Here is a 17,515-nt window from a genome sequence, read left to right as displayed (position 1 = left end):
GAAAAAATATGCTAACAGAAACATTGAAAACGATTTTTGATAGAGATCTTAATAAATTAAAACAAGAAATTGAATCCTATCAAAACGAAAAAACAATTTGGAAGATAGAGCAAGGAATCAGTAACTCTGCAGGCAATCTTTGTTTGCATTTAATCGGAAATCTAAATACTTTCATTGGAGCCGAATTGGGGAAAACAAACTACATCAGAAATCGCGAACTGGAATTCTCCTTAAAAGATATTCCCAGAAATGAATTAATCCAAAAAATTCAAGAAACTATGATCATGATAGAATCTATTCTAGACAAATTGACCGAAGAACAATTAAATCAGGATTACCCCATTGTTGTTTTTGAAAGCAGAAATTCAACGGCATTTTTTTTGGTTCATTTGACAACTCACTTGGCATACCATCTGGGACAAATAAATTACCACCGCCGCTTATTAGATTCTTAAGGAATATCTCGCACAAATGGCTATCTAATTGGAATAAAAACATTTATTTCCGAATAAAAAACCCATTCAATCCAACTATGAAAATTCCAGATAAATTGAAAAAATAACCCAAAACATATAAAATTTAACCGGCGAGAACATCAACATTTTAATGTAAAAAAAACAATAAACACTGTTCAAAATAAATGTTTTTCTATTCTTCGAATTAACCAATCCTCAATCCGTTTTCAATTTTAAAATCGGGAGCCAAAAGAATGACATCGCCCTCCTCTCCTACGGCTCCTAAAACTAAACATTCGCTCATGAATTTTCCGATTTGTTTTTTTGGAAAATTGACCACTGCAACAATTTGTCTGTTGAGTAAATCCTCTTTACTGTAACGCTTGGTTATTTGTGCGGAAGTTTTTCTGATTCCAATAATTTCACCAAAATCGATCGTGAGTTGATAGGCTGGTTTTCTGGCTTCCGGAAAATCATTTACTTGCATTATGGTTCCCACATGCATTGCCACTTTTTCAAAATCTTGCCAATTCAATTCCATTTTATTGCATTTTAATTTTATTTCGAAACCTAAAATTACATTTTATAAAGCAAAAACCTAAGTTTTCGAAAACAATAGCTCCTGTAAAAAGTAGGATTTAACTACAAATAATGATAAATCTAACATAAATGATGAAAAAATTTATTAAAATAAAAAAATGAGTGTATTTTTGTACCGTGAAATTTAACTATTATGAAAACCTTTTCTACTAGAATTCCAACATTTACCTCTTTTTCCAAAGAGGATTTCGCGCTTGGAGCTAAATTTTCGCATTCAAAAGCCTTTGTTGATTAGACCTTCGTCTAACTAAAAACAAACTACTTCGAGACGAAGGTTCTTTCTTTACATCATTTATTTAACCTGAGATTTTAAAAAGCTGCCTTTTTAAAATCCAATCAAATTTAAAAACATGTTTTTAAAAAAATTATCTGTACAACAAATTATTTGGGTATCCACTATTTTGTTTCTAGTAATCAGCAGCGCGTTGACTTACTTTGACTATCTCAATTACTTCTTTTTGATTATTCCATTTTCATTGTTTTATCTGTTGATTCTGGACACTTTTCAATCCAGACATACCGTTAAAAGAAACTACCCAATTGTGGGTCGATTCAGGTATTTCCTAGAATCTTTCCGTCCGGAAATGCGTCAATATTTTTTTGAAGGCGAATTAGACGGAAAACCTTTTAATCGTAGACAACGTTCCATTGTATACCAAAGAGCCAAAAATGTAAAACAAACCATTTCGTTTGGAATGCAGGACGACCCTAACCGTATTGGCTATGAGTGGGCAGCTCATTCTATTTACCCAAAAAGGGCCGACAAACAATTCTTTAGAACTACTATTGGAAACAGTGCTTGTCTACAACCTTACAGCGCCAGTATTTATAACATTAGTGCAATGAGTTATGGTGCATTGAGTAAAACTGCTATTTCTTCTTTGAACAAAGGAGCACAAAAAGGAGGTTTTGCCCATAATACAGGCGAAGGAGGAATCAGTGATTTCCATTTAGAAGGCGGTGATTTAATTTGGCAAATCGGAACGGGATATTTTGGTTGTCGAAATGATGACGGTTCTTTTTCGGATGAATTATTTTCGGAAAAATCAAACTTTCCGCAAGTAAAAATGATCGAATTAAAACTCTCTCAAGGAGCCAAACCTGGACACGGAGGATTGTTGCCAGGAGAAAAAAACACACCTGAAATTGCAAAAATAAGAAACATCAAACCTCACATTGCCGTGCATTCCCCAGCTGGACATACCGCATTTTCAAATAGTGTTGAGTTGTTACAATTCTTAAACAAATTAAGAAAATTATCTAACGGAAAACCAGTTGGATTTAAAATTTGTATTGGCCGTCAGGATGAATTTATAGCAATTGTCCAAGCGATGAAAGAAACAGGTATTGTTCCTGACTTCATTACTATTGACGGAGCAGAAGGAGGAACAGGAGCAGCGCCTTTAGAATTCATAGATTATATGGGAATGTCACTTTCTGACGCTTTAATATTCGCCAGTAAAGTAATAAAGGAGTTTGGACTAAGAGATCAAATTAAAATTATGGCTTCAGGAAAAATTATTACCGGTTTTGATATTGCCAAAGCAATTTCTCTTGGTGCCGATGCTTGTTATAGCGCAAGAGGAATGATGTTTGCTTTGGGTTGTATCCAAGCATTACAATGCGATAGCGGTAAATGCCCTGTAGGTATTGCTACCCAAGACAAAACCCTATACAAAGGATTAGACATCACAGACAAAAGTGTGCGCGTTGCCCATTTCCATAACAATACGCTAAAAGCTTTTGCCGAATTCATAGGAGCTTGTGGTTTTGATAGTCCAAAAGCGATTACGCCAAATGTATTCTACAGAAGAATTGACCATAAAACCAATGAAAGTTTTGCCTCATTATTCTTTAAAGATTCAGAAAATATTGCTAAAACCGAAAAAATAAACTTAAACTAAATCAACATGAAACCAACACCTGTTTTAACAATTACAGATTACAATATCCTTCGAGAATTAACAAAAAACGCCAAGGATAGTACGAATATTAGAGAAATTGCACTACTTACCCAAGAGCTAGATCGCGCAATCATAAACAAAGAAGGCGTCGTTGATGAAAGCATCGTCCGAATGAATTCGCAAGTAACCATAGAGGACGTAAACAGCAAACAACAAATGAAAGTTCAAATTGTGATGCCATCACAATCTAACCTTAAAGAAGGAAAAGTATCTATTTTGGCTCCATTGTGCGTAGCCATCATAGGATTTAAAGAAAACGATGAAGTTGAATGGCAATTGCCTTCTGGAATTAAAACCTTAAAAATAATTGCTGTTGCCAATCCTTCAAGCAACTCATAAACCTCTTTTTTTAAACACCTCATTCTTATGAAGGTGTTTTTTTTGTCATTTTTCGCAAAAATCAAATGCTAAAAAGCATTCTCTTTTCTTAAAAAACCACCTCCCTATTTTTATATTTCGGCTAAAGTCAACACATCTAAAACAGAAGTTTCTCTTACAAATTAGCAGCTAAAACCTAAAAGCCAATCCTTTTTTTCTTAACTTAGACCTAAATCTTTAAATAAGAAAAAAAACTCCATGTCAAAAACTGCTTCAAAAATGGTACCGCTGGGAACAACTGCTCCCGAATTTTATTTGAAAGACACCAATTCCTCAGAATGGTTTTCTTTTGCTGATTTAAAAGGCGAAAAAGGAACCCTGGTAATATTTATCTGCAATCATTGCCCCTTTGTACATCATGTCATTGACGAGCTTGTAATGATCGCTAATGATTATCGCGTACAAGGTCTTGGTATTATAACTATTTCCAGTAATGATTCGACAAACTATCCACAGGATTCTCCTCAATTGATGACCGAGTTTGCTTTCGAAAATAATTTTGAATTCCCTTATCTCTATGACGAAACACAGCAAATTGCGAAAGCCTATGACGCAGCCTGTACACCTGATTTTTACTTATTTGACAATCAAGACAAATTAGTCTATCGCGGCCAATTAGACGACAGCCGTCCGGGAAATGGAATCCCATTAAGCGGCAGTGATTTGCGTGGCGCAATTGACGGACTAATCTACAATAGAATCATTAACCCGGATCAAAAACCGAGTTTAGGCTGTAATATCAAATGGAGAAGTGAGAAGTGAGAAGTGAGAAGTGAGAAGTGAGAAGTGAGAAGTGAGAAGTGAGAAGTGAGAAGTGAGAAGTGAGAAGTGAGAAGTGAGAAGTGAGAAGTTTACATAAAAAAATCCCAAAACTTTCGTTTTGGGATTTTTTATATATCATTAAGCAGTCATAACACTGACCACTAAATACTATTTTACATCCATCAATTCTACGTCAAAAATCAAAGTAGCATTTGGTGGAATTACTCCTCCAGCACCGCGAGATCCATATCCTAAATGAGCTGGAATCACAAAACGTGCTTTATCACCCACGCGCAACAAAGCGATACCTTCGTCCCAACCTTCAATTACATTTCCTTCTCCTAATGGGAATTCAATTGGTTTTTTTCTTGGATAAGAGCTATCAAAAACTTTTCCGTCAGGAAGTTGTCCCGTATAATGAACTGAAACCGTTTTACCGTTTTCTGCTTTTTTTCCTTCACCTCTTTGGATGAATTGGTAACGCAAACCGCTTTCCGTTTTTTCAAAACCAGCAGCCAATTTTTCCATTGCCGCTTCTGCTTCTGCTTTCAAAGCAATATCACGCTTGTTACGCGCTCCCTTAAAATTGATAAAAGCTTCAATAGCATTCCACTTCTCAGCTTCTTCACCTACTCTTAGGATTTCCAAAGTCTCTAAAACATCTCCTTGAGCCACAGCATCAACTACATCTTGCCCTTCTACAACATGTCCAAAAACAGTGTGTTTCCCATCTAACCAAGAAGTAGGAACGTGTGTAATATAAAACTGAGAACCATTAGTTCCAGGCCCTGCGTTAGCCATAGCTAAAACTCCTGGTTTATCATGTTTTAAACTTGGGTGAAACTCATCATCAAATTTATAACCTGGATCTCCCGTTCCGGTTCCTTGTGGGCAACCACCTTGGATCATAAAATCAGGAATTACTCTATGGAATTTCAATCCGTCATAATATTTATTCCCCTGTGGCTTTACTTTATTTTCTAAATTACCTTCTGCTAATCCTATGAAATTACCAACAGTTCCTGGCGTTAATTCGTGCTCTAATTTCACTAAAATCGACCCTCTTGTGGTGTTGAATTTAGCATATATTCCGTTTTCCATTTTGATATATTTAAATTGAGGTGCAAATTTACGAAATAAATAATAAATTTGAGACTGTTTTTTAGGAGCACTCCGTTTGGAATTCCATAAAAATCATCCCTCCTGCTGTCCGTTTCAATCTTTTCCTTTTTATAAAAAGAAAAAGGATTTTCACTTCCATCAGGGCTAAACCAGAACCGTAGAAATCACAATAACGAAAACATGAAAAGCATTTACAATAAAGACCACAATTTAGAACTAATTGAAAGAATCAATAGACTTAGTCCTGAAAGCCAAGCGCAATGGGGAAAAATGAATGCAGCGCAAATGCTCTCTCATTGTCAGGGTCCCATAGATGTCGCTTTTGGAAATTTAAAATTAAAACCTAATTTTCTAATCGGTTTATTAGGCAAAATGTTTAAGAATAAAATTTTGAATGCGGCAGAATTCAAAAAAAATAGCCCTACAGCTCCAGAATTCATTCGAAAAGAAGCCATAGACTTTGAACAATCCAAAAAGGAGCTGATCCAAAAAGTGATGCTGTTTTCGGAACTTGGCGAAAAAGCAATCAAATCCAGCAAGCATCTTTTTTTTGGAGAGATGAGTTTCGAGGACTGGGATCGGCTTCAATACATGCATTTAGATCATCATTTAAAACAATTTGGACAATAAGCAATCGCTAAAAACAGATTCACCTCAACTAAATCAAAAAATAAAACCAAAAATTTATGAAATATTTTTACCCTATCTGCCTTTTATTTAGCTTTTTAACCCATGCCCAACAACAGCCCACCTTAGATTATTATTTACCCCAAAACATTACTTACAGCAAAAACATCCCTACTCCTAAAAGCATCTTCCATTTTGAATTGGGCGAAATGCATACGGACCACACCCAAGTTGCTCAATATATGAATGAAGTAGCCAAGGCCTCAAACCGAGTTTCGATTGAAACCATAGGTTACACTTTTGAGAACAAACCTTTACAATTGCTTACAATTTCAAGTCCAAAGAACCTTGCTGACATTGATCAAATTCTAAAAAGACATCAAGCCATCACAGACTCTGGAGCAAACAATAGTGACCTTTCTGATTTGCCAGTTGTAATTTATTTAGGCTATTCAATCCATGGGAACGAATCCAGCGGTACAGGCGCAGCCATCGCTTTAGCTTATTACCTAGCTGCAGCAGAAAGCCCTGAACTTGAAAAAACATTAGACAAAACAATTATTTTATTAGACCCTTCACTTAATCCTGATGGACTACAGCGTTTTTCTACTTGGGTAAACAGCAATAAAAGCACTCATTTAGTGACTGATCCTAATGACCGAGAATTTAATGAAATGTGGCCTAAAGGTCGTTTTAACCATTACTGGTTTGACATGAACAGAGACTGGCTTCCCGTACAGCTTCCAGAGAGTCAGGCGCGTATAAGAACTTACCGTAAATGGATGCCAAATGTACTATGTGATTTTCACGAAATGGGAACTAATGCCACTTACTTTTTTCAACCCGGAGAACCTAGTCGAACCAATCCGCTTACGCCTGAACTAAATCAAATTCTAACGCAGAAAATTGCAACTTATCACGCTAAAGCCTTAGACAAAATAGGTAGTTCCTATTTTATCGAAGAAAATTATGATGATTTTTATTATGGAAAAGGTTCTTCCTATCCGGATATTAATGGATCAATAGGAATTTTATTTGAGCAAGCCAGCTCAAGAGGCCATGCCCAAGAAAGTGCTAACGGTATTTTGACTTTCCCTTTCACCATCAGAAATCAGTTCACTACCAGTTTATCCTCTTTACAAGCGGCTTATGAAATGCGAAAAGAGCTCTTAGAATACCAAAGAGACTTTTACATTAAAGCAAAAAACGACAGTAAAAACAGTAAAACAAAAGCCTATATTTTCGGCGACGAAAAAGATGCCACAAGAGTAAACGAATTAGCTAAAATATTGCATCAGCATAAAATTGAAATGTTAGAATTAAAAGAAGACATTACCATCAACAAAAAGAAATTTAATAAAAATCTCAGTTATATTATTCCCGTTGAACAAAAAAACACAAAACTCATCAACGCTATTTTTGACAGACAAACTAAATTCAAAGACAGCTTGTTTTACGATATTTCGACTTGGAGTTTTGATTTGGCTTTCAACCTTAATTTTGAAGGCCTAAATTCTCTTTCACAAGCTGGGGCTAAATATGAGCCAAAAGCAAAAACAGGTTTTGTGTCTAAAAAAAGTGACATCGGGTATTTAATCGAATGGACAGACTACGAATCTCCAAAACTTTTAAACCAAATTCTTTCTAAGAACTTACGCATTAGAACAAGTAAACAACCGTTTACCCACAACGGAAAAACCTTTTCTTATGGTAGCCTTTTCCTCCCTGTCCAAAATCAGGAAATGAATTCTGAAGAAATATTCAACTACCTCAGCCAAATAATCCCAGCATATGCCATCGAAATCACAGGAACCGAAACAGGTTTAACAGAAGGTATAAACTTAGGCAATCCTAACTTTATAACCCTATCACAACCCCAAGTGGCGATGGTGGTAGGCCAAGGTGTAGACCCATCTGATGCTGGTGAAATATGGCATTTATTTGATCAAAAAGCAACTATGCCATTGACCAAAATAAACATAGATCAACTACAAAACGTTAACCTAAACCGATACACTACTTTAGTATTAGCAAATGGAAATTACTCCAGTTTCTCAACAAAAACCATTAACAAAATAGAACAATGGATACAAAACGGAGGAACCCTAATAGCGTACCAAGATGTCATAAAATGGTTAAATGACTCTAAATTCATTGATTTAACTTTCAAAACTGTAAAAAACGAAGCCAAAGATATTTCTTTTGAACAATCCGCTGATTATAGAGGAGCTCAACTAATTTCAGGTGCTATATTTGAAACAAAGCTAGACCTGTCTCATCCTATCAATTTTGGAATGCCTAGAGACAAGATGCCTATTTTCAGAAATACATCGATTATTATTGAACCTAACAAAAACAGTTACAACAATCCTATTCAATACACCAAAAGCCCGTTGATAAGTGGATATATTTCAAAACAAAATTTAGAACTACTAAAAGAATCCGTTCCTTTTCAATCGATAAAAAGAGGAGATGGAAAAATCATAATCTTTACAGACAATACTAATTTCAGAGCATTCTGGCTAGGAACAGAAAAATTATTTTGGAATGCAATATTCTTCAGTAAATTGATGTAGATTCTAAATCGGCCTTAAAATAAGGCTATCAACCGAATTCTTTAAACCCAAAAAACAGTCCTGCTTAGTAAAAAACCTTGCAGGACTTGTTATTTACGGAAGCTCGGCGAAAACAGAAGCAAATTACAAGATTCAGTTCTGAAAAAAATCTTTGTACCTTTGCGCTTTCAAAACTTAGAAATAAAATTATGCGCATTGATATTGTTACCGTTTTGCCTGAATTATTGAGAAGCCCGTTTGAGGCTTCGATTATGAAACGCGCTATAGACAAAAGATTAGTAGAAGTTCATTTTCACAATTTAAGGGATTACACCACTAACAGACAAAAAAGTGTAGACGATTATCCTTATGGTGGTGGTGCTGGTATGGTCATGACTGTGCAGCCTATCGATGCTTGCATTACGCATTTGAAAAGTCAAAGAAACTACGACGAAATCATCTATATGTCTCCTGACGGAGAAACCTTAAACCAAAAAATGGCCAATACGATGTCGATGTATGAGAATATCATTATTCTTTGCGGACATTATAAAGGAGTAGATCAGCGCGCTCGTGACCATTTTATTACCAAAGAAATCTCTATTGGTGATTATGTCTTGAGTGGCGGAGAATTAGGTGCCTTAGTTTTATCGGATGCCTTGATTCGGTTGATTCCTGGTGTTTTAAGTGATGAAACCTCAGCATTAACAGACAGTTTTCAGGATAACTTATTATCACCACCTATATACACCAGACCTGCCGACTATAAAGGATGGAAAGTTCCGGAGGTATTGACCAGTGGAAATTTTGCTAAAATTGACAAATGGCGAGAAGACATGGCTTATGAACACACCAAAAACAGAAGACCCGATTTACTGGAAGAATAAAATTATTATAAATATTGAATTTTAAATGACTCATTATAAGCTATCAAATAATTCATAATTTATAATTTATAATTCAAAATAATTATTTACTTTTGCACCCACATTTGATTAACCTCTGGCGATACCCGTGAATGTTGATTAGATTTAAAACCATAATTAGCAATTAAAATGGCAAATTTAGTAGATTTCGTTAATAGCGAATTTGTTACAAGAAAAGATTTCCCTGAATTCGGAGCTGGTGATACCATCACAGTTTACTACGAAATTAAAGAGGGTGAAAAAACTAGAACACAGTTTTTTAAAGGAGTAGTTATCCAAAGAAGAGGTACTGGAAGTACTGAAACTTTTACTATCCGTAAGATGTCAGGTTCTGTAGGTGTTGAGCGTATCTTCCCTGTAAACTTGCCAGCTTTACAAAAAGTTGAAATCAACAAAAAAGGTGCAGTTCGTAGAGCTAGAATTTTCTACTTCAGAGAACTTACTGGTAAAAAAGCAAAAATCAAAGACAAAAGAAGATAGTCAACGATCTCTTTATCATAAAAATCCCGACAATGTTGGGATTTTTTTTTGGCTTAAAACCAACACAAAACTAACAATTTCAAACGAACTCGTTAGTTCTCCAATTATTCTATTATTTCTACTCAAAACGTCCTCTGATTTCGGTCTGATTTTCATATATTTGCCTTGCTTAATTTTAAGCAAAACACACCTTTACATCCTAGTTTAATCAGGATACGATTATAAATTAAAAAAAATGACACAAAAATCAAAGATTGTTTACACCTTGACTGATGAGGCGCCTTTGTTAGCGACTTATTCTTTTTTACCAATTGTACAAGCATTTACAGCAACTGCAGGAATTGAAATAGAAACTGCCGACATCTCTCTTGCCGCCAGAATCCTAGCTACTTTTCCGGAATTCCTAAACGAAGACCAAAAAGTCAACGATGCCTTAGCTGAACTTGGCAAACTAGCCACTTCACCTGAAGCAAACATCATCAAATTACCAAACATCTCTGCCTCTGTTCCTCAATTAAAAGAAGCAATCGCAGAATTACAATCTCATGGTTACAAAATACCTGATTTCCCGGAAGAACCTAAAAACGATGCTGAAAAGGAAATTAAATTAAAATACTCTAAAATATTAGGCTCTGCCGTAAACCCAGTTTTGCGCGAAGGAAACTCAGACCGTAGAGCGCCTAGAGCGGTAAAAAACTACGCGAAAGTAAACCCGCATTCTATGGGTGCTTGGTCATCCGATTCAAAAACACAAGTTGCCTCGATGGAAAACGGTGATTTTTACGGAAGTGAACAATCATTGACAATTGCAGAAGCAACCGATGTTAAAATTGAATTCGTTGCTAAAGACGGTTCATCTACGGTATTAAAAGCAAGCACACCATTAAAAGCAGGTGAAATCATTGACAGTTCAGTAATGCACTTGAATGCTTTGAAAAGTTTTGTAGCCAAAACTATCGAAGAAGCTAAAAAGAACAATGTATTACTTTCAGTCCACCTGAAAGCCACCATGATGAAAGTCTCTGACCCAATCATTTTTGGCGCTATTGTAGAAGTATATTTCAAAGATGTTTTCGAAAAATATGCTACTTTATTCAGTGAATTAAATATTGACACTCGAAATGGTTTAGGTGATGTTTATGCAAAAATTGCTGGACATCCACAACAAGCTGAAGTAGAAGCCGCCATCAATCAAGCAATTGAAAACGGACCCGCTTTGGCAATGGTAAACTCTGAAAAAGGAATCACAAACCTTAATGTTCCTTCAGATGTAATCGTAGATGCCTCTATGCCTGCTATGATTCGTACTTCTGGAAAAATGTGGGACAAAGACGGAAACTTACAAGATACAATTGCTATTATCCCAGATCGTTGCTACGCTGGTGTTTACACTGCAACAATAGATTTCTGCAAAAAGAATGGTGCTTTTGACCCAACAACTATGGGAAGTGTTCCTAACGTAGGTTTGATGGCACAAAAAGCAGAAGAATACGGTTCTCATGACAAAACATTCCAAATGACCGCTGACGGTGTTGTTCGCGTGGTTGACACCAACGGTACTATTTTAATGGAACAAAACGTAGAAGCTAAAGATATTTTCAGAATGTGTCAGGCCAAAGACGCTCCAATTCAGGATTGGGTAAAACTTGCCGTAAACAGAGCACGTTTATCAAATACTCCAGCAGTTTTCTGGTTAGACGAAAACAGAGCGCACGACAGACAACTCATTGAGAAAGTAACAACATACTTAAAAGACTACGATACAAAAGACTTAGACATTCGTATTTTGAATCCTATTGAAGCAACTAACTTTACTTTGGAAAGAACCAAAGCAGGATTAGACACCATCTCTGTAACCGGTAACGTATTACGTGATTATTTAACTGATTTATTCCCTATTCTTGAATTAGGAACCTCAGCTAAAATGCTCTCTATTGTTCCATTAATGAATGGTGGCGGATTGTTTGAAACCGGTGCAGGAGGATCTGCTCCAAAGCACGTTGAACAATTTACTAAAGAAGGTTACTTGCGTTGGGATTCTCTGGGTGAGTTCTTAGCATTAGGTGCTTCTTTAGAACATTTAGGACAATCTTTAAACAATTCAAAAGCAATTGTTTTATCTGAAACTTTAGATCAGGCAAATGACAAATTCTTAAAAAATGACAAGTCGCCTGCTCGTAAAATTGGTCAGATTGACATCCGAGGATCTCATTTCTATTTAGCAATGTACTGGGCTGAAGCACTTGCAGCACAAAGCAATGATACTGAGTTACAAGCTAAATTCAGTTCTATTGCAAAAGAATTTGAAGCAAATGAAACTACAATTAATGCCGAATTAATAGGTGCTCAAGGTAAAGCACAGGAAATAGGAGGATATTACCAACCTAATCCTGAGTTAACAACTAAAGCAATGCGTCCTAGCGAAACATTCAATACTATTTTGGCTAAAATAGTATAACCCTATTTTCACAAACATAAAAAGGCTGCTTTTAAAAGGCAGCCTTTTTACATTAACGTTACTTTAACACTTGTTATACAAAGGTTTAATTGTAATTTCGTCAAATTTGTAATTTAAATCCTAACAATGATAAGTAATAAAATTGCCCTTTTTTTTATCCTATTATTATCTAGCCTGAATACTTTTTCACAGCATATAATCGAAAGCGAACAGGCGAAGCAAAAGTATACTCTAAGCGGCACCATCACAGATGCAAGCAGCAATGAAACCCTAATTGGGGTAAACGTAACTATACCTGAATTAAAAACAGGAGTAACGACTAACGAGTACGGATTTTATTCCATCACGCTACCAAAAGGAAATTACAAAATCAATATCCAATATTTGGGTTATGCTAGCATTGAAAAAACAATTGATCTCAATCAAAACACAAAATACAACTTTGCGCTTTCGGGAAATGAAACTATTTTAAAAGAAGTTGTCATAAGCAGTAATAAAAACACTCTAGATATCACCGCTCCAGAAATGAGCGTCAACAAACTTTCTATTTCTAATATAAAAAAAATGCCTGTTGTTTTGGGAGAAGTAGATATTCTGAAATCTATTTTATTATTGCCCGGAGTTACTAATGCCGGAGAAGGTGCTTCTGGATTTAATGTTCGTGGTGGTGGTGCTGACCAAAATTTGATCTTATTAGACGAGGCTACTATTTTTAATTCCTCACATGTATTTGGTTTTTTCTCTGTATTTAATCCTGATGCTATTAAAGATTTAAAACTATACAAAGGAGGCATTCCTGCCCGTTTTGGAGGAAGAGCTTCTTCTGTTTTAGATATTTATCAAAAAGACGGAAACAGCAAAAATTTCCATCTCAATGGAGGAATTGGCTTAATTTCCAGCAGGATTTTAGCCGAAGGTCCATTAGTCAAAGACAAAGGATCGTTCTTGATTGGAGGCAGGAGTTCTTATGCGCATTTATTCCTAAAATTATCCGAGGAACAAAAAGACAATGCCGCCTATTTTTATGACCTGAATACCAAACTAAGCTACAAACTCAATCCTAATAACAGCTTGTATTTATCGGGTTATTTTGGACGCGATGTATTTAGTTTAAACAACAGTTTTACCAATATCTACGGAAACTCTACCCTGAATTTACGCTGGAATCATCTGTTTTCAGACAAGCTTTTCTCAAATCTATCCCTCGTTTACAGCGACTATTATTATGGTTTAGCATTAGGTTTCGTCGGTTTCAAATGGGATTCTGGCATTAAGAATTACAATATCAAATACGATTTTAAAAATTATATTTCAGATAAGTTCAAATTGAATTACGGGACGAATGCCATTTATTACGACTTCAATCCCGGAAGTATAAAACCTTCTAATCCTGAATCAGGAATCAATGCAGATCAATTGGACAAAAAAACAGCTTTAGAACCTGCCGTTTACATCAATGCCGAACAGGAATTATCCAATAGAATATCACTTTCTTATGGGCTTCGTTACAGTTTGTTTTACCGCTTAGGAACATCCACCGTCAATATATACGAAAACAACAATCCCGTACTATTCAATACGGATATGCAGATTTATGAAAAAGCCACTCCCATAGCAACCCAATTTTACTCTAAAAACAAGGTCATTGAAAACTTTAACAATTGGGAACCTCGATTTTCAATTGCCTACCAACTTAACGAAAATCAATCTGTAAAAGCCAGCTATAACCGAATGGTTCAATATTTACAACTGATTTCTAATACTTCATCCCCTACTCCGCTCGATGTTTGGACACCTAGCGATAATTATATAAAACCTCAAATTGCCGATCAGCTTGCTCTGGGTTATTTTAAAAACTTCAACGAGGGAGCTTATTCCCTTGAAGTGGAAACCTATTATAAGAAAATTCAAAATCGTTTGGATTATATTGATGGTGCCGATTTGATTGCTAACAAAGCCATCGAACAAGTAATCTTAAATGGTCGTATGCGATCATATGGTCTGGAAATAATGTTCAAGAAAAATGAGGGGCCGCTTAATGGTTGGATTTCTTATACTTTGTCCAAATCAGAACAACAAACACCGGGGAGAACAGCGGCAGAAACCGGAATCAACAATGGACAATGGTACAAATCAGTATATGACAAATTGCATAACATTGCTGTAACTGGTTCTTATTATTTAAATGACAAATGGTCGTTTGGTGGTAACTTCTCTTTACAAAGTGGACAACCGGTAAGCTATCCCGTTGGCCAGTACGAATACCTTGGTGTGACTATTCCGAGTTACGGCTTGAGAAATCAAAACCGCCTTCCAGCTTATCATCATCTGGATATTTCGGCAACTTTAAGCCCTCGTTCTAATAAAGATCGAAGCTGGAAAAGTGAATGGGTTTTTAGCATTTACAATTTGTATAACCGAAAAAATGCCGCTTCGATTAACTTCAAACAAAATTCAGAAACAGGAAACAATGAAGCCATAAAAACGTCCATTTTCGGAATTGTGCCAGCTGTTAGTTATAATTTTAAATTTTAATTGTCATGAAAAAAATAACTTTTTCTTTCCTTATACTAATCACCTTTTTCATTAACGGCTGCGAAGAAGTAGTTCAAGTAGACTTGAATACTGCTCCACCAAAACTAGTGATAGAAGCCTCTATCAACTGGCAAAAAGGGACAAATGGAAATCTTCAAAAAATAAAATTAACCACAACTACTGATTTCTATAATCCTATTATTCCTAAAGTATCCGGAGCAACGGTTTTTATCAAAAATAGCTCAGATAGAATTTTTGATTTTATTGAAACTCCAAAAACAGGTGAATACCTCTGTTCTGATTTTTCTCCAGTACTAAATGAAACCTATACATTAACCGTAATTCACAATAACAACACCTACAAGGCCACAGAAACACTAAAATCAGTCGCTCCAATTACAAAAATCACACAAAATAATACTGGTGGTTTTACAGGAAAAGACATCGAAATTAAAGCTTATTTCAATGATCCCGCCGAAGAATCTAATTATTACTTTTACAAATACGCTTATTCAAACCAGTTAAAATCAAATTATTATACTGATGTGGATACCTTTTTTCAGGGAAATGAATTCTTTAGCCTTTCGCAAAATGATGAGCTAAAAAGTGGTGATCAAGTAGAAATAACCCATTTTGGAATTTCAAAAACATATTACAATTACTTGAGTGTATTAGTCAGTATTGCCGGAAATGGTGGCGGCGGTCCTTTTCAATCTCCTCCAGCAACCGTTAGAGGGAATATCATCAACACCACTGATTTTTCTAATTATCCTTTAGGTTATTTTGCGCTGAGTGAAGTAGACAGTAAAAAATATATTATCGAATAACTTCGTTCTAGATAACCCATAAATACTGAGTCCTTTTTTTCTACCTTTGCAATCCAATCTGCAATCTAAAATCACAATGTCATCACACCATATCGTTCGCGACGACCAGGAACCAGCCTTAATTATTGCAAACGGCGCCTCCTGTCATCCTGAATTACTAGGACAACTACTAGAGTGGTCTCCTTTAGTTGTTGTACTGGATTCCGCCATCGAAAGAGTGATGCCCTTAGATATAAAAATTGATGTCCTTTTGGGTGATTTTGACCGAGGTTTCCGTCCGGAAATATATCAAACTTCTCAATATCCTTTAGAAATTGTTCATACTCCAGATCAAAATAAAACGGATTTAGAAAAAGCTTTCGATTATTTAATAGAACGAAAAATCCCCGCCGTCAATGTCGTTTGGGCAACCGGCAGAAGAGCAGATCACACGATTACAAATCTCACCAATATTGTACGCTACAGGGAGAAATTAAAAATCGTAATATTAGACGACCATTCCAAAGTTTTTTTGTTGCCAAAAAAATTCGAAAAATGGTATACTGCGGGAACGCCCATTTCTTTAATTCCAATTGGACACGTAACCGGAATACATTCCGAGAATTTATTTTACCCCTTAAAAGACGACAGTCTCACGATTGGTTATCGAACCGGAAGCAGCAACTATGTTGTCAAAGACGGAATCACAACGATTGAACACGACCAAGGAGACTTGCTAATGATGGAGTGCATGGATTAGATATGTAAGATAAATCCATGCAATTTATGCCTTAACAGCTAATTTTGAGTGTTGACAGCAAGAGATTAACTATCTTTGCATCGAAATTCAAAAAATGAAACCAAAAACAATTACCGAAAAAACGAATTTACACCCGAGAAATCTTGATCGATTTGGGTATAATTTTAAACAATTAATCGAAGATTCTCCAGAATTAGAAGCTTTTGTTTCATTCAACGAATACCATATTGACTCGAGCGATAGCGAACAGGCGAAGCAAACTATTGATTTCAGTAATCCTGAAGCTGTAAAGTCTTTGAACAAGGCATTATTGCGTTCGCATTACAACATTCAAAATTGGGACATCCCTAAAAACTACCTTTGCCCTCCTATTCCCGGAAGAGCAGATTACATCCATTATATTGCCGATTTACTTGCTTTGAGCAACAATGGCAGCATACCAGAAGGCCATACTGTTCAAGGTTTAGACATTGGTATTGGAGCAAACGGCATTTACCCAATAATAGGAAACGCAGCTTATGGCTGGAGTTTCGTAGGAACTGATATTGACGAAAAAGCAATTGAAAATTGCAGTGCGATTCTAAAAGCAAATCCAAAATTGATTGACAATATTAGCTTGCAACAGCAAACTGAAGCTCGCTTTATTTTTAAAAATATCATTACTCCCGAAGATAAATTTACATTCACCATTTGCAATCCCCCTTTTCACAAGTCACTGGAAGAAGCTACCAAAGGATCTTTGCGAAAAGTCAATAATTTAGAAAACAAAAAATCTACGATACCGGTACTCAATTTTGGAGGTCACGATGCCGAATTATGGTGCGAAGGAGGCGAACTTGGTTTCATCACCCAAATGATTTATGAAAGTGCTAAATATCCGATGCAATGTTTATGGTTTACCACTTTAGTATCAAAACAATCGCATCTTTCCAGCATCTATAAAACCTTGAATAAAGTCAATATTGTTGAAGTAAAAACAATTGACATGGCTCAAGGCCAAAAAAACAGCCGCATTGTCGCTTGGACTTTTATGAGTAAAGAACAACATCAAAAATGGAAGTTTGATTAGATTGTACTTTATCTTCAT

At 35.8% G+C, this 17,515-nt stretch carries 15 protein-coding genes; 13 read left to right on the top strand and 2 right to left on the bottom strand.

The window, feature by feature from the left end; all coding sequences use genetic code 11:
- Window positions 1-8 precede the first annotated feature (8 nt).
- Window positions 9-455, top strand: coding sequence for a DinB family protein (locus LNP19_RS07945; protein WP_230061406.1), 447 nt, complete (start codon window positions 9-11; stop codon window positions 453-455).
- Window positions 456-660: 205 nt separating this feature from the next.
- On the opposite strand, the gene LNP19_RS07940 is transcribed toward LNP19_RS07945, so the two are convergent.
- On the bottom strand, window positions 661-996 hold the full coding sequence (locus LNP19_RS07940; RefSeq protein WP_230061405.1) for a tRNA-binding protein: 336 nt from the start codon (window positions 994-996) through the stop codon (window positions 661-663).
- Between the two features lie 409 nt (window positions 997-1,405).
- On the opposite strand from LNP19_RS07940, the gene LNP19_RS07935 reads away from it, so the two are divergent.
- From LNP19_RS07935 to LNP19_RS07925, 3 genes are all read left to right on the top strand, one after another.
- Window positions 1,406-2,959 (top strand): FMN-binding glutamate synthase family protein, encoded by a 1,554-nt coding sequence (locus LNP19_RS07935; RefSeq protein ID WP_230061404.1) that lies wholly within the window; start codon window positions 1,406-1,408, stop codon window positions 2,957-2,959.
- A 6-nt stretch (window positions 2,960-2,965) separates the two neighbouring features.
- Entirely contained in the window at window positions 2,966-3,358 is a 393-nt protein-coding gene (locus LNP19_RS07930) for a GreA/GreB family elongation factor (RefSeq protein WP_230061403.1), read from the top strand.
- 237 nt (window positions 3,359-3,595) lie between these two features.
- A complete protein-coding gene (locus LNP19_RS07925; RefSeq protein ID WP_230061402.1) occupies window positions 3,596-4,159 on the top strand; it encodes a thioredoxin family protein in 564 nt (187 codons plus the stop codon).
- Between the two features lie 168 nt (window positions 4,160-4,327).
- On the opposite strand, the gene LNP19_RS07920 is transcribed toward LNP19_RS07925, so the two are convergent.
- Entirely contained in the window at window positions 4,328-5,260 is a 933-nt protein-coding gene (locus tag LNP19_RS07920) for a peptidylprolyl isomerase (RefSeq protein ID WP_230061401.1), read from the bottom strand.
- 201 nt (window positions 5,261-5,461) lie between these two features.
- Here LNP19_RS07920 and LNP19_RS07915 point away from each other — a divergent pair, with 201 nt between their 5' ends.
- From LNP19_RS07915 to rlmF, 9 genes are all read left to right on the top strand, one after another.
- A complete protein-coding gene (locus tag LNP19_RS07915) occupies window positions 5,462-5,911 on the top strand; it encodes a DUF1569 domain-containing protein (protein ID WP_230061400.1) in 450 nt (149 codons plus the stop codon).
- 56 nt (window positions 5,912-5,967) lie between these two features.
- Window positions 5,968-8,484 carry a M14 family zinc carboxypeptidase gene (locus tag LNP19_RS07910; RefSeq protein ID WP_230061399.1) on the top strand — a complete coding sequence of 839 codons (2,517 nt, stop codon included), beginning with the start codon at window positions 5,968-5,970 and terminating at the stop codon, window positions 8,482-8,484.
- A 188-nt stretch (window positions 8,485-8,672) separates the two neighbouring features.
- Window positions 8,673-9,350, top strand: coding sequence for a tRNA (guanosine(37)-N1)-methyltransferase TrmD (gene trmD / locus LNP19_RS07905; RefSeq protein WP_230061398.1), 678 nt, complete (start codon window positions 8,673-8,675; stop codon window positions 9,348-9,350).
- Window positions 9,351-9,518: 168 nt separating this feature from the next.
- Window positions 9,519-9,869, top strand: a complete 351-nt coding sequence (rplS, locus tag LNP19_RS07900) for a 50S ribosomal protein L19 (RefSeq protein WP_230061397.1) — start codon at window positions 9,519-9,521, stop codon at window positions 9,867-9,869.
- A gap of 235 nt (window positions 9,870-10,104) precedes the next feature.
- Entirely contained in the window at window positions 10,105-12,327 is a 2,223-nt protein-coding gene (locus LNP19_RS07895; protein ID WP_230061396.1) for an NADP-dependent isocitrate dehydrogenase, read from the top strand.
- Between the two features lie 126 nt (window positions 12,328-12,453).
- A complete protein-coding gene (locus LNP19_RS07890) occupies window positions 12,454-14,862 on the top strand; it encodes a TonB-dependent receptor (protein WP_230061395.1) in 2,409 nt (802 codons plus the stop codon).
- 5 nt (window positions 14,863-14,867) lie between these two features.
- A complete protein-coding gene (locus tag LNP19_RS07885; RefSeq protein WP_230061394.1) occupies window positions 14,868-15,689 on the top strand; it encodes a DUF4249 domain-containing protein in 822 nt (273 codons plus the stop codon).
- Between the two features lie 76 nt (window positions 15,690-15,765).
- Window positions 15,766-16,428 carry a thiamine diphosphokinase gene (locus LNP19_RS07880; protein WP_230061393.1) on the top strand — a complete coding sequence of 221 codons (663 nt, stop codon included), beginning with the start codon at window positions 15,766-15,768 and terminating at the stop codon, window positions 16,426-16,428.
- Between the two features lie 94 nt (window positions 16,429-16,522).
- Window positions 16,523-17,497: a 23S rRNA (adenine(1618)-N(6))-methyltransferase RlmF gene (gene rlmF / locus LNP19_RS07875; protein WP_230061392.1), complete on the top strand. Its 975-nt coding sequence runs from the start codon at window positions 16,523-16,525 to the stop codon at window positions 17,495-17,497.
- Window positions 17,498-17,515: the final 18 nt, after the last annotated feature.

Source organism: Flavobacterium acetivorans (genome assembly GCF_020911885.1).
Taxonomy (GTDB): domain Bacteria; phylum Bacteroidota; class Bacteroidia; order Flavobacteriales; family Flavobacteriaceae; genus Flavobacterium; species Flavobacterium acetivorans.
This window is presented reverse-complemented; position numbering and strand designations above follow the sequence as displayed.

What these genes read in the sequence shown, in the direction of transcription:
- LNP19_RS07935 (WP_230061404.1), top strand. Translation starts at nt 1,406, where the DNA reads ATGTTTTTAAAAAAATTATCTGTACAACAAATTATTTGGGTATCCACT.
- LNP19_RS07890 (WP_230061395.1), top strand. Translation starts at nt 12,454, where the DNA reads ATGATAAGTAATAAAATTGCCCTTTTTTTTATCCTATTATTATCTAGC.
- LNP19_RS07915 (WP_230061400.1), top strand. Translation starts at nt 5,462, where the DNA reads ATGAAAAGCATTTACAATAAAGACCACAATTTAGAACTAATTGAAAGA.
- LNP19_RS07895 (WP_230061396.1), top strand. Translation starts at nt 10,105, where the DNA reads ATGACACAAAAATCAAAGATTGTTTACACCTTGACTGATGAGGCGCCT.
- LNP19_RS07925 (WP_230061402.1), top strand. Translation starts at nt 3,596, where the DNA reads ATGTCAAAAACTGCTTCAAAAATGGTACCGCTGGGAACAACTGCTCCC.
- rplS (WP_230061397.1), top strand. Translation starts at nt 9,519, where the DNA reads ATGGCAAATTTAGTAGATTTCGTTAATAGCGAATTTGTTACAAGAAAA.
- LNP19_RS07885 (WP_230061394.1), top strand. Translation starts at nt 14,868, where the DNA reads ATGAAAAAAATAACTTTTTCTTTCCTTATACTAATCACCTTTTTCATT.
- LNP19_RS07920 (WP_230061401.1), bottom strand. Translation starts at nt 5,260, where the DNA reads ATGGAAAACGGAATATATGCTAAATTCAACACCACAAGAGGGTCGATT.
- LNP19_RS07910 (WP_230061399.1), top strand. Translation starts at nt 5,968, where the DNA reads ATGAAATATTTTTACCCTATCTGCCTTTTATTTAGCTTTTTAACCCAT.
- LNP19_RS07945 (WP_230061406.1), top strand. Translation starts at nt 9, where the DNA reads ATGCTAACAGAAACATTGAAAACGATTTTTGATAGAGATCTTAATAAA.
- rlmF (WP_230061392.1), top strand. Translation starts at nt 16,523, where the DNA reads ATGAAACCAAAAACAATTACCGAAAAAACGAATTTACACCCGAGAAAT.
- LNP19_RS07880 (WP_230061393.1), top strand. Translation starts at nt 15,766, where the DNA reads ATGTCATCACACCATATCGTTCGCGACGACCAGGAACCAGCCTTAATT.
- LNP19_RS07930 (WP_230061403.1), top strand. Translation starts at nt 2,966, where the DNA reads ATGAAACCAACACCTGTTTTAACAATTACAGATTACAATATCCTTCGA.
- LNP19_RS07940 (WP_230061405.1), bottom strand. Translation starts at nt 996, where the DNA reads ATGGAATTGAATTGGCAAGATTTTGAAAAAGTGGCAATGCATGTGGGA.
- trmD (WP_230061398.1), top strand. Translation starts at nt 8,673, where the DNA reads ATGCGCATTGATATTGTTACCGTTTTGCCTGAATTATTGAGAAGCCCG.